Source organism: Rhizobium sp. NLR10b (genome assembly GCF_019685435.1).
In the GTDB taxonomy this organism is placed as follows: domain Bacteria; phylum Pseudomonadota; class Alphaproteobacteria; order Rhizobiales; family Rhizobiaceae; genus Rhizobium.
On sequence record NZ_JABDWV010000001.1, the window covers coordinates 243,471 to 257,445 of the forward strand.

Annotated in this window: 13 protein-coding genes; 1 reads left to right on the plus strand and 12 read right to left on the minus strand. The window is 63.8% G+C overall.

Going from position 1 to position 13,975, the window contains the following annotated elements; genetic code table 11:
* The first annotated feature begins 114 nt into the window (after positions 1 to 114).
* Positions 115 to 1,014: a LysR family transcriptional regulator gene (locus HJB91_RS01090; protein ID WP_097598956.1), complete on the plus strand. Its 900-nt coding sequence runs from the start codon at positions 115 to 117 to the stop codon at positions 1,012 to 1,014.
* 102 nt (positions 1,015 to 1,116) lie between these two features.
* Here the strand turns inward: HJB91_RS01090 and HJB91_RS01095 are convergent, their stop codons facing one another.
* The 12 genes from HJB91_RS01095 to HJB91_RS01150 form a co-directional block, all read right to left on the minus strand.
* Positions 1,117 to 1,887: an SDR family NAD(P)-dependent oxidoreductase gene (locus tag HJB91_RS01095; RefSeq protein ID WP_097598957.1), complete on the minus strand. Its 771-nt coding sequence runs from the start codon at positions 1,885 to 1,887 to the stop codon at positions 1,117 to 1,119.
* Between the two features lie 245 nt (positions 1,888 to 2,132).
* Positions 2,133 to 3,890 (minus strand): adenylate/guanylate cyclase domain-containing protein, encoded by a 1,758-nt coding sequence (locus tag HJB91_RS01100; protein ID WP_097598912.1) that lies wholly within the window; start codon positions 3,888 to 3,890, stop codon positions 2,133 to 2,135.
* Between the two features lie 127 nt (positions 3,891 to 4,017).
* On the minus strand, positions 4,018 to 4,218 hold the full coding sequence (locus HJB91_RS01105; RefSeq protein ID WP_097598913.1) for a hypothetical protein: 201 nt from the start codon (positions 4,216 to 4,218) through the stop codon (positions 4,018 to 4,020).
* Between the two features lie 257 nt (positions 4,219 to 4,475).
* The gene (locus HJB91_RS01110) at positions 4,476 to 5,354 is read right to left on the minus strand and encodes an FHA domain-containing protein (RefSeq protein ID WP_210632630.1); all 879 of its coding nucleotides are present in this window, start codon (positions 5,352 to 5,354) and stop codon (positions 4,476 to 4,478) included.
* A 2-nt stretch (positions 5,355 to 5,356) separates the two neighbouring features.
* Complete coding sequence (locus tag HJB91_RS01115; RefSeq protein WP_221123129.1) at positions 5,357 to 6,262, minus strand: type II secretion system F family protein; 906 nt, start codon at positions 6,260 to 6,262, stop codon at positions 5,357 to 5,359.
* On the minus strand, positions 6,259 to 7,122 hold the full coding sequence (locus HJB91_RS01120) for a type II secretion system F family protein (protein WP_221153321.1): 864 nt from the start codon (positions 7,120 to 7,122) through the stop codon (positions 6,259 to 6,261). Before HJB91_RS01120 ends, HJB91_RS01115 begins: the two co-directional genes overlap by 4 nt.
* Positions 7,123 to 7,132: 10 nt before the next feature.
* Positions 7,133 to 9,031, minus strand: a complete 1,899-nt coding sequence (locus tag HJB91_RS01125) for an ATPase, T2SS/T4P/T4SS family (RefSeq protein ID WP_210632633.1) — start codon at positions 9,029 to 9,031, stop codon at positions 7,133 to 7,135.
* A gap of 19 nt (positions 9,032 to 9,050) precedes the next feature.
* Positions 9,051 to 9,971, minus strand: coding sequence for a Flp pilus assembly protein CpaB (locus tag HJB91_RS01130; RefSeq protein WP_221153322.1), 921 nt, complete (start codon positions 9,969 to 9,971; stop codon positions 9,051 to 9,053).
* Positions 9,968 to 10,882: a hypothetical protein gene (locus tag HJB91_RS01135; RefSeq protein ID WP_221153323.1), complete on the minus strand. Its 915-nt coding sequence runs from the start codon at positions 10,880 to 10,882 to the stop codon at positions 9,968 to 9,970. Before HJB91_RS01135 ends, HJB91_RS01130 begins: the two co-directional genes overlap by 4 nt.
* Position 10,883: 1 nt before the next feature.
* The gene (locus HJB91_RS01140) at positions 10,884 to 11,564 is read right to left on the minus strand and encodes a TadE/TadG family type IV pilus assembly protein (protein ID WP_210632636.1); all 681 of its coding nucleotides are present in this window, start codon (positions 11,562 to 11,564) and stop codon (positions 10,884 to 10,886) included.
* Positions 11,536 to 13,176: a Tad domain-containing protein gene (locus tag HJB91_RS01145; RefSeq protein ID WP_210632637.1), complete on the minus strand. Its 1,641-nt coding sequence runs from the start codon at positions 13,174 to 13,176 to the stop codon at positions 11,536 to 11,538. The genes HJB91_RS01140 and HJB91_RS01145 overlap by 29 nt, the downstream gene beginning before the upstream one ends.
* Positions 13,173 to 13,970: a TadE/TadG family type IV pilus assembly protein gene (locus HJB91_RS01150; RefSeq protein WP_210632638.1), complete on the minus strand. Its 798-nt coding sequence runs from the start codon at positions 13,968 to 13,970 to the stop codon at positions 13,173 to 13,175. The genes HJB91_RS01145 and HJB91_RS01150 overlap by 4 nt, the downstream gene beginning before the upstream one ends.
* Positions 13,971 to 13,975 lie beyond the last annotated feature (5 nt).

Sequence of the window (13,975 nt, forward strand, 5' to 3'; positions counted from 1 at the left end):
GGACTCCTTTTGTCAGCGGCTTTCGCCGCGCCGAGTGAATGATGCGCCAAAGTCGCCTTTGACTGAATTGCCCTTTTGTCAGATAGTTCATGACAAAATATCAGGAATTGGATGATGTTCGACGGACGATTGCTGAATGGGGTCAGCGTGCTGGCCGCCGTCGTTGAGAGCGGCAGTTTTGCGCGGGCGGGCGAGGCGCTGGGGTTGACAGCTTCCGGGGTCAGCCGGGCGGTGGCGCGACTTGAGAGCCGCATCGGCGTGCGGCTGCTCGAGCGGACGACCCGTTCCCTGAGGCTCACCGATGACGGCACGCGTTTCTACGAGCAGGTCGTGCCGTTACTCGGTGGCATCGAAGAAGCCGCTGCCTATGCGGCCGGGACGACGCAGACGGTGCGCGGGAGGCTGCGGATCAATGTAGATCCCTATTTTTCGCGGCTGATCCTCGCGCCGAAGCTCGGCACCTTTCTCGACCGCTATCCCGATCTTCAGCTCGAGGTGGTTACAAGGAACGAGATCGGCGATCTTGTCGCCGACGGCATGGATGTGGCGGTGCGCTTCGGCGAAATCCCGGCCAAGAGTTCGCTGATTGCCCGGCAACTCTTTCGCACGAGGGTGATCACGGTTGCCGCGCCGTCCTATCTCGCACGGCATGGCACGCCGACGCTGCCTGCCGACCTGACCGATCACACCTGCATCCAGTATGAGGACCCCTTGACGGGCAGGCCTTTCGAATGGGAGTTGCGGCGCGGAAAGAAGGTGGTGCCGATCCAAACGCATGGGCGCATCCTCGTCAATGATGCCGGTACGGCCCTTGCCACCTGTCTCGCCGGGATCGGGATTGCCCAGGTCTTCTCGCTCGGAATGAAGCCCTATCTTGACAGTGGCCAGTTGGTCGCTCTCTATCCGGATTGGCCCGATGAGACCTTTCCGTTGCACTGCTTCTACACCTCCCGCCATCATGTGCCGGCCAAGGTTCGCGCCTTTATTGATTTTTGCTTCGAAATCGTCAGCTAGATGCCGCTGCGAGGATCGGCTCGGAGGCTTTTACCGGGCATCTTCAGCGGCTTCCAAAAGCGCCATAAGTCGCATTACAATTGCCGGCGATGTGGCCTTGCCTCAGGCGACGGACCAGCCACCGTCCACCAGCAGGTTCGCGCCGGTGATCAGGCTCGCAGCCGGCGATGCCAGGAAGACGACGGCGCCCACGACATCATCGGTTTCACCGATCCGGCCGAGGGGAATGTGATCGAGCGTCGCTTGGCGATTGGCGGCGTCGGATAGAAAGGGTGCCGTGCCATCCGTATGGATGAAAGTCGGCGATACGGTGTTGACGGTGATATTGTAGCGTGCCCACTCGGCCGCAAGGCAGCGCGAGAGGTGATTGATGGCCGCCTTGCTCATGCAATAGATGGCCTCGCCGCGCAGGGCCACGGTGCCGGCCTGTGAGCTGATGCTGATGATCCGGCCGCCATTCTGCTTGATCATCTGGCGCCCGACCGCCTGGGTCATCAGGAAGGTGCCCTTGACGTTGACATCGAGGATCTCGTCGAGGTCCTTCTCCTCGACGAGCTCGGCGAGATTGCCGGGAGCCACGCCGACATTGTTGACGAGGACGTCGATCCGATCAAACGTCGTCAACGCCGCGTCGACGGCTTGTGCGATATGGGCTTTGTTGGGAATTTCCAGTTCAACAGCGAGGACTTTTCGTCCCGTGCCCTCGAGCTCGGCGACCAGGTCCGCCGAGGCTGCGACGTCACGGACCCCCAAGACAATATCGGAGCCTGCCGCGGCACAGGCAAGCGCGCAAGCTCGCCCGATGCCACGGCTCGCGCCTGTTACCAAAGTCACTTTGCCCTCAAGGCTGAAGTCCGGCGCGTTCCTCTGCATCATGGTGCCTCCCTTGATGAAATCAATTTATGCCAGAGTCGGCGCGGCTGCCAGATACTCTGCGCATGTGCAGCGGCCTCCCCGCCGGACCGCAGCGCCGAGGTTCAAGAGAGCCTCATCATGAGTTGCCCCGCAGAGGGCCTCGAAGGACGAGGCGGGTGCTCAGCCATTGTTACCTGCAAGAAGCAGCGTTGCGGCATTCGGTAGCAAACGCCACCATCGGTTCTCGAGGACAATCCGACCCGTCAATTCAGGCCGGCACGGGTAAGTCCTTCGATCAGACGCGCCCGATCCTCGGCGCGGACGAAAGAAGATGTTGCTCCGACCGCGTCCCGTGAGATATCAGGAACCAGCGATTTAAGCCGTCCGAGCAAGTCCATGGCAGCCTCCCGGTTGTCGAGAAGTCCGGCACAGGCCGTGCCAATGATCAGCGGAACCGCATGGCCGGACCGCAATCGATGCGCCTCCCGTGCGTAACTCAATCCAAGTTCGTAATTCGCGCCCTGGAAATGAGCCATGGCGTAGTAAAACTGAAAGTCGCCGAGAAAAGCCTCGCGCGGGCTCAGTCTGAGGGCGTAGTCGATGCAACGAATGGCGTCCGCCGCGCGGCCCCCGTTGGCATGCGCAAGTCCCAACTGGCCGTGTGCAAACGCGGAGTTGGGGTTGATCGCGACAGCCTGGCTGATCGCTGCCACCGCCAGGACATTGTCGCGCGTCCCAAAGGCTATCATCGCCTGCGCAAGGTAAGTCCACGGTTCCTTATCGTCCGCGGCCATGGCTTGTTGAACGACATCCCTGGCAAGGCCCAAGGCATATCCCATGTCCTCCCACCCTTGGAACGCGCGCCACATGGTAATCCAACCTTTCATGGCGAGCGCCTGGGCATAGCCGGGGGCCAGTTCGATTGCCCGATCGAGCAGCGGGAGCATCTTCCTGCTGCTCTCCTCAGATAGTTGGGAACACAGGAACACCGCCCGCACGACACATTCCCAGGCATCAAGGCCATGATGCGGCTTGGGGCTTTCGCGAGCATGCTCCGCCGCCAGGAGTTCCGGCCCGATGCGGCCGACGACGCTTGCGGTAATTTCGTCCTGAATGGCGAAGATGTCGCCGAGGTCGCCGTCGTACCTCTCGGCCCAGAGATGGACGTCGGAGGCCGCATCGATGAGCTGCGCGGTCACCCTCATCCGGTTGCCGGACTTGCGGACACTCCCCTCGAGAACATAGCGGACCCCGAGTTCGTGCCCGATTGCGCGCACATCCACGGGCTTTCCCTTGTAGGTGAACATCGTGTTGCGGGCGATCACGAAGAAGCCCTTGAGCTTGGATAGCGCGGTGGTGATGTCCTCGGTCAGCCCATCGCTGAAGAAGTCCTGCTCCGGTTCGGCGCTCAGGGCGTTGAACGGCAGCACGGCAATGGATGGCCGCTCCGGAAGTGCAGACCTCAACGATGCCGTTCCTGCGGCCGTCCTTTCCTGAAGGGGGCGGTACAGTCGCACCGGCCTTTCCATATTCTTCAGCGCGCGCTCGCCGAGGTATTCGTAGTCGCAGTCAAGCTTGCCCGGGAGGTGATCGTAGGCCGTGCCGGAAATGCAAATGCCGCCCGGATCCGCCAAGGTCTGGAGGCGGGCCGCGATGTTCACGCCATCGCCGTAGAGATCCCCATCGAGTTCGTGGACCACATCACCCAGATTGACGCCGATCCGGAAGACGATGCGTCGCTCCGTCGGGATATCGGCCTGGTTCTCGGCAACCCCCTTCTGGATGGCGACCGCGCACGCGACGGCATCGACGACCGAGCCGAACTCCACGAGCGCACCGTCGCCCATCAGCTTGACGATACGGCCCTGATGCTCGGCCAGCAGCGGATCGATCACCTCCCGACGCAGAACCTTGAGGGCCGACAACGTCCCAGTCTCGTCATGTTCGACGAGGCGGGAATAGCCGACGACGTCAGCGGCCAGGATCGCGGCCAGCCGCCGCTCTGCTCTTGCGGTTGCCATGGCTGTCTCCCCTCAGGAGATGCGCCGATTGAAACCCAGGCGATTGACGCGACATGCACCATCCGGCTGCCCGACACCGCGACCGTGCCGGTTCATGATACCACTGAGACGGTCATATGGCGACGATTCACAAGGGTGCCGCCTGCAACGGAACAGGGGCCGCGAAGCGGTCAACGCAAAGGTCTGTTGCCGCCCCATGGAAGAACGGCTTAATTCGAAGGTCCGTTTCGGAATTTGGAACCCACTGGCGTGGCGTGCTGAGCAGATCCTCGATCCGGGCATCGATCTCACCCAGGTTCGCTTTCAATTCGTCTACGACTTCGACCATACGCGACGCTCCCGAGGCACCCTTAGGAGATAACATCGGCCTTCATCGGAAACTTGTGGCACTTGCTCATAATGCCGCAGCGTTGCGGCGCGCTTCGGGGCTTCGCCGTTTCGGGCTTTGCACCTCGGCGTGAGGGACGTTGGAGGATGCCGCGCTCCGATAACAGGCTCTTGGAGATGCACATACAAATCACGCGGTGGGAGAATGTAGCGCCGGGTTTCAAGAGAGCCTCATCCTGAGGCGCCCCGAACCGCCAATCACCGCCGCGCCGGCGGCTTGGTGGCGGCGCGGCGCTGCAGCGCAAAACGCGCGGCCGAGCAGTTGACGTCGGGAACGAGATCGTAGGTCTGCTGATAGAGGCTCTGGGCCAGCGTGTTGTTGCCGCGGTTTTCAGAGGCGAGGGCGGCGAGCGCCGTGCGCTTGTAGGCCTCGACGATCGGCTCCGCCGCCTTTGCCAGCGCCGCGTCGTCGGCGGGTTCGGTGCTAAGCGCCAGTGCGGCATAGGTGACATCGCCGTCCCTACCGACGCGGCCGCCGACGGCACCGTTGAAACTCTGCTCGGAAACCTGGCGCATCCGCCGGGCGTTCTTGATGCAGGTCGGAATGCGGGCGGCTTCGGCATTGATGCGCTCGGCCGTCGGACCGGCCTCCGTGCTGCCGCCGCCGGAAAGGATCACATAGCCGATGATGCCGACGACCGCGAGGTAGACGAGGCCCATGCCGGCGAGGAAGGCCGGCTGCTTGAAGAGCGGCTTTTTCGGCTTGCCGTCGTCTGCCTTGGCAGCAGCCTCCTTTTTCGGCGCCTCCTTGGTCGGCGCCTTCTCCACGAACTGGAATTCGACATCCTTGCCGAGGCGGAAGCTGTCGCCTGTTTTCAGTGAGGCCGTCTGCAGCAGCGCCTCGCCGCGCAGCATGATCGGGTTCAGCCCCATGCGGCGGATGATGAAGCCGCCGTCGCTCTGCTTTTCGATGCGCGCATGGATCGGCGCCAGGAAGGGATCGTCGACGACGATATCGGCATTGGCTGCCCGGCCGATCGACATTTCCGCCCGGTCGAGCACATGGCTGCGGCTCTGGCCGCCGGGGCCGGTCTGCAGAAGGCTGGGTTTGTTGCCGCGAAAGAAGGAAAACACCATGATCAGAACATCCCACTCGACATCATCTCGACGATAGCCGGCGCCAGCACCAGAAGCAGGATCGAGACGACGATCATCATCGCCGGCATGACGATCTTGGCTTTCAGCTTTTCACTGGCCCTGTCGGCCTTCTCCCAGCGGCGGAAGCGCAGGTCGCGCGCATGCTCGCGCAGCAGCTCGACGCGGTTGCTGCCCTCGACCTCGCCCTGGATGACGGCGCGGATGACGCGCACCACCTCCTCGGCCGTCATGCGTGCTTCCAGGCGCTGCAGCGCCTCGATCATGCCGGTGCCGAGCGCCACGTCCTTCAGTGTCTGCTCGATCTCCTCGCTCATCACGGTGCCGGGCGCGGCCTCGGCATAGAGCCGCAGGCTTTCCGGCAGGGTCGCCTGCGCCTGCTGCGTCATGACGACGAGATCGAGGAAATAGGGAAATTCGCGCGAGATGCGTTCCTTGCGGTCCTGCATCTTGTCGTCGGCGACGACCCAGAAATAGATGGCGGGGATGAAGCCGAGGATCAGGCCGGCGACCAGCCCGCCGATGATGCTGCCGCTCGCGATGCCGAACAGCACACCGAGCAGGATGAAGCCGAACAGGCTCAAGACGATGAGAAGGGCGATATATTCACGCCCCGTCACGCCGCCGAAGGGCCGGCCGCCATAGATCAGCTTCTTTTCGAGCTGCGCGCCGAAATCGGCGAGGAGCGGCTCGAAGTGTCTCAGCACGAATTCGACGGGCGTGCGCATGCCGATGCTGTCGACGATATTCGGCGGCGGCCCGTCGCCGCCGGCCTTTCGCCGCACCACCTGGATGCTGCCGAGCAGGTCGCCGAGCCACCAGACGATGAGCGCCGCGGTGATGCCGGCAAGGACGATGATGATCGGGGCGAGCGGGATTTGCGACATCATACCGACACCTTCATCATCGAGCGCATCCAGAAGAAGCCGGTGGCGTAGAGAATGGCGCCGACGATCGCGATAACGATGCCGATGGCGTTGCCGAACACCTTGTCGATCAGCTCCGGCTGGCCGAAGAAGATCATCAGGATCATGAACAGCGCGCCGCCATTGACGACGCGGAAGTTCATCCGCGCCTGCGACGACGAGGTGCTGATCTTCTGGTCGAGCTTCCAGATCTCCTTGAAGGATTTCGACATTTCCGTCAGCGGCTCGGATATGTCGCCGCCCTGGCGGGCAAACAGGCCGAGGGCGGCGTCGACCATCTTGAAATGCAGGCTCGGCACGGTGCGGCCGTGGCGGTCGAGCGCCTCGACCAGGCCGATGCCGAGCTTCTGCTCGCGGGCAATGCGCTCGAACTCGCGCGAGGACGGCATCTGGCCGGTGTCGGCGACCGCATTGACGGCGACGGCGAGCGGCTTGCCGGTGCGCACCGCCGAGACGATCTGGTCGACGGCATAGGGAAGCTGCGATTCGATCTGCAGCCAGCGGCGCTGCAGGAAATAGCGGATCGTCGCCTTGGGCAGGAAGAAGGCGACGGGAAGGGCGACGACGATGCCGACGATCGGCCCGAAGATCAGCGAGATCAGGGCAAAGACGACGATGGCGGTGATGGCATAGGCGAGGATCATCGTATAGGGCGGCACGGCATCGCGGCCGAAGACCTGGGCCGCTTCGCTGGCGAGCGCGATATCCCGTTCGGTGGCGCGCAGCAGCGGCGCCGGCCATTGCACCGGTGCGCCCCAGACGAGCAGTCCCGCCGTCACCGCGCCGAGGGCGATCGTCAGGATCTGCAGAATGCTGATGTCCATGGTTCCACCCTCAAACAAACATATCCAGGTTCTTGATCTCGCCGTCTTCGCCGAAGGCGACGAGCTCGGCGACGAAGCTCGGCAGATAGCCGGTGAAGGCATGCACCGCCTGGCCGCCGGCGCGGCCGACGAGATTGAAGATCGGCTCGACGATGATCAGGCCGGTGTCCGGATCGATGCCGATGACCTCCGATATCTCGGTGACGGCGCGCCGGCCGCTTTCCAGGCGGTTGAGCTGCACGACGAGCTCGACGGCGGCGACGATCTGCTGGCGGATCGCCGTCACCGGCAGCGAGCTCTGGCCCTGCAGCACCATCACCTCAAGCCGGGTCATCATGTCCTGCGGCGTGTTGGCATGCGCCGTCGTCATCGAGCCGGCATGGCCGGTGTTCATCGCCTGCAGCATGTCGATCGCCTCCGCGCCGCGGCACTCGCCGACGATGATGCGGTCGGGACGCATGCGCAGCGCGTTGCGCACCAGGTCGCGGATGGTGACGCTGGTCTCGCTCTCCGCCGTCTTCGGCCGCGATTGCAGGTAGACGACGTGAATGCCGTCGAGCTGCAGTTCGGACGTGTCCTCGACGGCAACGACGCGCTCGCCGACCGGAATGAATTGCGACAGGCTGTTCAGCAGCGTCGTCTTGCCGGAGCCGGTGCCGCCGGAGACGACGATGTTCTTGCGGGCCCGCACCGCCGCCTCGAGGAAGGCGCGCATCGGCTCGCTGAGCGCGCCAGCGGCGACCAGTTTGCTGATGTCGAGCCGCGACTTGCCGCCGAACTTGCGGATGGTGAGGCAGGCGCCCTTGACGGCGAGCGGCGGGATGACGGCGTTGACGCGCGAACCGTCCGGCATGCGGAAGTCGGCCATCGCCTCGCTCTCGTTGATCGAGCGGTTGGAATCGACGGCGATGCGCTCGATCACCTTCATCAGCTGCCGCTCATTGGCGAAGGCGAAGGGATAGCGCTCGAGCAGGCCGAATTTTTCGACATAGATCTCGTCATACCGCGTCACCATGATTTCCGAGATGACGTCGAGATCCATCAGTTCCGAGATCGTGCCCCAGCGATACATCAGCTCCTCGATATTCGAGCGCAGGTGCATATGGGCGATCTCGTAGCGGTCGCCGGCGTTGAACAGGGCTTGGCGGGCCTGGAAGGCGGCGCCGAACTTGGTGTCGAGCTGGGCGAAGTCGGAACGGGTGGATTCGAAGTTCAGCTTCAGTTGCAGCGCCGAGATCAGCGCCTTGCCGACATCGAAGAGCCGGCGGTTGTCCTGCTCTTCGCGGGCGAGGCTTGCCGCATTCGACGTGCCGTCGCGCCGTCCGGTGCGGGCGATGCGTTTTGCCAGCCACCGGTAGACGGCGTTCTTGATGACGAGGATGACGAGATCCTGCGGCGCTGCATCAAGCGCCTCCTTGATGAACAGGTCGAGGCGCTCGCGGATGCGGCCGCGCGTCTCCTCGCGGCCGAAATCGGAGGATTTCACCAGCCGGTCATATTGCGTGTCTTTTAGCAATCGCTCATGTATTTCCATCTGCAGCGCCAGCACCCGCTCCTGGTCCGGAAACTGCGTCACCGCTTCCGGCGCCGCCGCCGGCTCGACGAGTTCGATGGTGACATTCGGCACCCAGATCGACATGCCGGCCGAAACCGCCACCGGCGTGCCGGCCCTCAGCGGCTGGTCGTCGACCCGCGTCGGGTTGCGGCCATGATGCTGCACCGACCAGCCCTGGCCTGATTTGCGCAGCACGAATTGCGGCGACGACACGTGGCTGCCGCGCAGCCGCACGACGCCGGCGCCGGCGGGCAGCGAAAGCGTGCTGCTTTCGCCGACGAAATAGGTCTCGTTCGCCGAGAGCGGGATCACCTCCCGCCCGCTGCCGTCCTCATAGGAAATCTTCAACAGCATGGCTCAATCCCCGAAATGATCACATGCGCGTCCAGTTGATGCTCGGCAGGTCTTCGACGCTATTGTCGGTCGGATTGCGCAGCACGAGGTTGAGGCTGCCGTTCGCCTGGCCCATGGCGAAGATCAGCATCTCGGCTTCCGACGGCGTCACTTCGACCGTCACGTGATTATAGCTGCTATTGGCCTTGGTGACCGCACCTTCCGGCGTGGTCGCCGCGCCGACGGCGAGCACCTTGACGTTCTGGAGGAAGGTGCGGGTGACGACGCGGGTGCGCGAGCTGATGCCGAGCTTGTAGTCCTGCGCCTGCTTCCGGTAGGCGTTGATGTCGTTCTCGTCGGCGCCGGGATATTGGGTGAGATAGTTCTTCAGCATCTGCTCGACCGGCGAGGGCGGCTGGACCGGCGCGGCGGGCGTCTGGCCGGGTGCGGACGGCGTCTGCCCGGGCGTTCCCGGCTGCGTCGCGGCGGGCGGCGCCACCGGCTCGACCGGTTCGTCGACGGTGCCGAGAATGTCGACATAGCTGCCCGGCTCGACGAAATGGCCGACCGCCTCGGCGGCGTTGACCGGCAGGGTGAGCGCCCGCTTGCCGGGCGCGATCATCGTCGTCAGGCGGCCGCCGTCGGTATCGTCGAAATACTGGAAGAGCAGCACCGAGCCGGCCGGAATGTCGGCGGCGGCCGTCCGGTCCTTCAGCCATTCCTGATAGGCGCTGGCGGCCGGAACCGCGAGCTTGGCAAGCGCCCCGAAGCTTTCCGGCAGCATCACCGGTTCGGCGAGCATGTCCGGGGTGATCGCCTGTCCTCTCGTCACCTTCTTGTCGGGCTGGAGCCGCATGAAGGCATAGGCCACCTGCTCGTTCTTGACGCTCTCGGTCCAGAAGTAGAGGAGGACGCCGGTGATCAGCCCGACGATCACGGCGGCAATGAGCTTCCAGTTCATGGTGTTATTCCCTCTAAGAAGGGTTGCCTGATTTGAATGACCTCAACGGTCCTGCCGTCGGTTTTGCTTCTGGTGTAGAGAACATTGGCTTCGACACTGCCGCGCCGGCCGTAAAGTGCGGTGACCCCGCCGCGCTCGGCCGGCGGCGTTTCGATGGTGAAGCCGTCGCGGACGAGCAGGTCGGCGCGCTGATCGGACCAGCGCGCGGCGGCAAGCGTGCCCTTCGACACGACGGTGCGCGACATATGACCCTTGTCATGGTCGCCGATATCGCTCAGCACCTCGACGCCGGCCGGAGGGCGAAGCGACTGCGGCAGCTTGCCGACATCGGCAGGGGCGGCGAAGGCCGGCAGCGTCGCGGCGACATCGTCGAAGCGGCTCATCAGCACTTCGGTCCTCGGCGCATTTGCAGGCCGGCGGATCATGATCGAAACGCCCGGAATCGGCGCTCTCGCCGTCGGATTGTTCAGATCCTGCCGTCTCATGTAGTCGAGGGCTGCCTCACCGTCGCCGTCGAAGAAGCGCACGACAACGGCAAGATCGTCGCGGATGCGGCTCACCTTCGGGACGATCATCATGTTGGCGGCGATGACGGCGGTCAGTTCCTCCCGGTCGCTGCTTTTCGGCATGGCGGGCCGGGTATTGGCGGCCAGCACCCGCAGCCACTCGTCGGTAATATCGGAAATGCTGCGATCGCTCTGGTAGGGCGTGAACTCGAGCGGCTGGCCGTTGATGACGAGATCGCGCGGCGCCCGTTCCGGCGCTCCGAGGATGCCGGCCAGCATCGAATTCAGCGTCACCCGGATATCCTTGTAGATCGTGGCGCGGCCGGGCGTGGCCACCATTACGGCGAGCCCGACGACCAGCGCCGTGCCGAGGAAATGAGCGGAGATGCGCGATCGCTGTGCCATGTCACTTCGCCCCCGGAAAGACGCCGTCGAAGAGATCGCCGGAATCGCTGGCCACATCGCGGATTTCCCGGCGCAGCGTCGGGTCGTAGCCGCGCCGCGTGGTGTCGTTGTTGTGCGAGATAAACAGCGTCGAGTCGTCCACCGTGAACGCATCCTTCCAGCGGATGCTGCGGATGGTGTCGAGATCGTCGGAATCCCTGAACTTGTAGACGCGGTCGGCGGTCGCGGTCACGAGTTGCGGCTTCTCGTCGGCGAGTTCGCCGACCATGTCGCCGAAGTCGCGACCATTGCCCTTGAGAGTGTTCTGCACGTCGTCCCAGATAAAGGTCCGCTGCGGATCGCCGCCGCCTTCATGCGAGGGCGTGCGCGAACAGTTGATCGCGTCGCCTCCGGGCAGGGCCGGCAAGGCCGGAATCGGGAAAACCTTCGAGAAATCCGAGGTGCAGTTGAGGCCGGACGCCTCGGCGAAGGCGGCGTTGCGCATGGCAAGCATGGTCGCGACCTTCTTGGTGGAAATCCTGTTCGCGTGAATGACGAAGATCACGATCAGCAGGATGACCGGCGCGGCGAGCACGAATTCGATCGAGGCCAGACCGCGCCGGTCGCGATGCAGCCGCATCATGAGGCCGCCGGCCGGAGCGCCGACCGCTTGCTCAGTGTGTGTTGACGGCAGCCCAGGCATTGGCTCCTCCATTGTCGAAGACGCGTGTCAGGCCGGTGAAACTGTCGGCAGCCGGGCTTTGTTTGATCGTGCCGGAAACCGCGCCGATATCGTCGGCGAGCGTCGCCGGCGCCAGCGAGGCAAGCCAGTCCTGCGTGTAGAGGTCGAAGGCGGTGTAGTTGTGGACCCAGCTCTGCGCCAGGGCATAAGCGGACGGCGTCCTGTCCTTGAACAGCCGGACCTGGAGCCTGGCGCGGGGCGCCCGGGAAACAATCGCCAGCGTCTGGTAGTCGGAGAGCTGGTCGCCGCCGAAGGGCGTGAAGTTGAAGGGGATGCGTCCCTTCAGCCAGTAGGGCTTCGGGAAGGAGAGGAGCGGCAGGCTGACGCCGGTCACCGAGATCGCCCCGCCCGCCGGACCACAGACCTGGTTCCAGATCATGTCGAACTTGCGGGTGAAGTCGTTCTCGTCCTTCGTCTGTTTGTCGGAATAACGTGGCGGCACGTCGATCGGCAGCTGGAAGGGGTTCACAACCCCGAATTTGATGCCGAAGAATTCCTCCGCCACAAAGAAGCTGCCATCGAGCAGCAGTTCCTGCCACCAGCTGAGATCGGCATATTGCTCGATAATCGCCTTGAACGGGATCTTGCTCAGGTATTTCGGGCCGAACGCCTCATAGAAGATGTAGAACTCGACCAGCTGATCGTCGATGCCGCTCTCATGGTTGACCCAGTCGCGGATATGGCTGCCGTCGACGCCGCCTGCCGTCAACGGACCCTTGCCGTTGGGGAAGCCGCGATTGGCGAACTCGCCGCGCATCAGGAATGGATCCTGTCCCTGGGTGCCATAGGACATGGCAAGGCACATTTCGGTATAGGCAGCGGCTGGATTGATGCCGTCACGGTCGACCGGCAGGTTGCCTCCGGCGCCTTCCCCGGCCTGGCCGCAGGATTCGCAGGGCGGATGGAAGACGACATGATCCGACTTGTTTAAACGAACCAGATGCAAGGCGTCGTTGCCGACCCGCTCGGGAAAGCTTTCGACGAGGTAATCGTTCAGGTCATTCATCGCGTCGATGATGTCGCTCGATTTGTTGATCAGACCCAGGGGATCATATTTGATCTGCGCCGCCACCGTATAGGCGATCGCCTTGGTGGCTTCGGTTGCCCGGAACCCCTGGAACGCCAGGCAAGCGCCGTAGATGATGCCGCCGACGATCGGGACCTTCTGCCAGCCGGGGCAATAGGGCATCGGCGGCAGCGGCGGCAGGAGCGACGCCGGCCCGAAGCCCTCGGTGAAGGAATATTCGGCGAGTTTCGCCAGAATGGCGGCCGAGCGCAGGGCCAGTTCCGCGGTGGTCAGCTGATAGGCGACCGACGTCGCCATGACCACGGTGGCCTGCGAGGAGGCGACATTGTTCATCGCCATGATGTTGAGATAGCGCGCCTCCCAGTCGGCATGGACGAGGGCGGCGGCATCGGCGGTGTCCTGGGTGCGCTGCTTGTCGTAGATCATCTGCCCGGTGTTCAGGATCCAGACGATCATCAGCGCCAGCGCGATCGTCATGTAGAGGATGATCGGAGACAGGAAGCCGCGCTGGTCGCGGTGCAGGCGATGGATGAAGGACGGTGTCATAGCAGGTTCACCTCCGCCGTCGAAATCGTGTAGTAGCGCCCGTCCTTCCGCTGGCCGCGGGCAAAGACCCAGCCGGCATATTCGAGCAGCAGGAAACGCGCTTCGACCCTGGCGGTGACGGGCACATGCGGCGAGCGGTTGATGGCGGCAAAGAGCGCCATCGGGGCGCGGTCGACGGTGACCGTGACGTTCTGCGGGTCGAACATGTAGCGGGCCTGGTTGCGCATCGCGCGCCAGTTCTTCGAGAGGCCCGAGGCGTCGGCCAGGCTCTTCAGCGCCTCTTCCGGCGGCTGGCAGGCGCCGACGCATTTCAGCTGGTCGTAGGGCGCCGCCGGGATCAGCGCCAGGCGGGCGGCAAGATCGGCCTTGCCCTCTGCGGCGTCGTTATCGCAGGTCTTGGGGCCGATGAAGCTGTGGATGGTGATCGGCAGGGCCGGGCAGAAATAGACGCGGGCGCTGCGGGCCGCCGCATAAGCGGCATAGTGGGTGAACAGGTGGTTCTTCGCCAGGATCGTGAACTGAAAGACCACGAACATGAAGAAGACGAAGATCGGCGTGACCAGCACGAAATCCATCATCGTCGTGCTGCCTGAGATATCGCCGTGAAGCTCCGACATCCGGCGCCGGCGGGCGGACAGCCGCGGCAGCAACAGCATCGAGGTTAGCAACAGCATGGCGATCGCGAAGGTGCCGAGAAGCGCGCCGTGATCCTGAGGGATCCAGAAGGTCCGCGAGTGCAGGATCGAACTCCAGAACGCACCGTCGAAAGTGGGGTGTTCGAGTTCCGCGCGCATTGCCG

What these genes read in the sequence shown, in the direction of transcription:
- HJB91_RS01090 (WP_097598956.1), top strand. Translation starts at nt 115, where the DNA reads ATGTTCGACGGACGATTGCTGAATGGGGTCAGCGTGCTGGCCGCCGTC.
- HJB91_RS01095 (WP_097598957.1), bottom strand. Translation starts at nt 1,887, where the DNA reads ATGCAGAGGAACGCGCCGGACTTCAGCCTTGAGGGCAAAGTGACTTTG.
- HJB91_RS01100 (WP_097598912.1), bottom strand. Translation starts at nt 3,890, where the DNA reads ATGGCAACCGCAAGAGCAGAGCGGCGGCTGGCCGCGATCCTGGCCGCT.
- HJB91_RS01105 (WP_097598913.1), bottom strand. Translation starts at nt 4,218, where the DNA reads ATGGTCGAAGTCGTAGACGAATTGAAAGCGAACCTGGGTGAGATCGAT.
- HJB91_RS01110 (WP_210632630.1), bottom strand. Translation starts at nt 5,354, where the DNA reads ATGGTGTTTTCCTTCTTTCGCGGCAACAAACCCAGCCTTCTGCAGACC.
- HJB91_RS01115 (WP_221123129.1), bottom strand. Translation starts at nt 6,262, where the DNA reads ATGATGTCGCAAATCCCGCTCGCCCCGATCATCATCGTCCTTGCCGGC.
- HJB91_RS01120 (WP_221153321.1), bottom strand. Translation starts at nt 7,122, where the DNA reads ATGGACATCAGCATTCTGCAGATCCTGACGATCGCCCTCGGCGCGGTG.
- HJB91_RS01125 (WP_210632633.1), bottom strand. Translation starts at nt 9,031, where the DNA reads ATGCTGTTGAAGATTTCCTATGAGGACGGCAGCGGGCGGGAGGTGATC.
- HJB91_RS01130 (WP_221153322.1), bottom strand. Translation starts at nt 9,971, where the DNA reads ATGAACTGGAAGCTCATTGCCGCCGTGATCGTCGGGCTGATCACCGGC.
- HJB91_RS01135 (WP_221153323.1), bottom strand. Translation starts at nt 10,882, where the DNA reads ATGGCACAGCGATCGCGCATCTCCGCTCATTTCCTCGGCACGGCGCTG.
- HJB91_RS01140 (WP_210632636.1), bottom strand. Translation starts at nt 11,564, where the DNA reads ATGCCTGGGCTGCCGTCAACACACACTGAGCAAGCGGTCGGCGCTCCG.
- HJB91_RS01145 (WP_210632637.1), bottom strand. Translation starts at nt 13,176, where the DNA reads ATGACACCGTCCTTCATCCATCGCCTGCACCGCGACCAGCGCGGCTTC.
- HJB91_RS01150 (WP_210632638.1), bottom strand. Translation starts at nt 13,970, where the DNA reads ATGCGCGCGGAACTCGAACACCCCACTTTCGACGGTGCGTTCTGGAGT.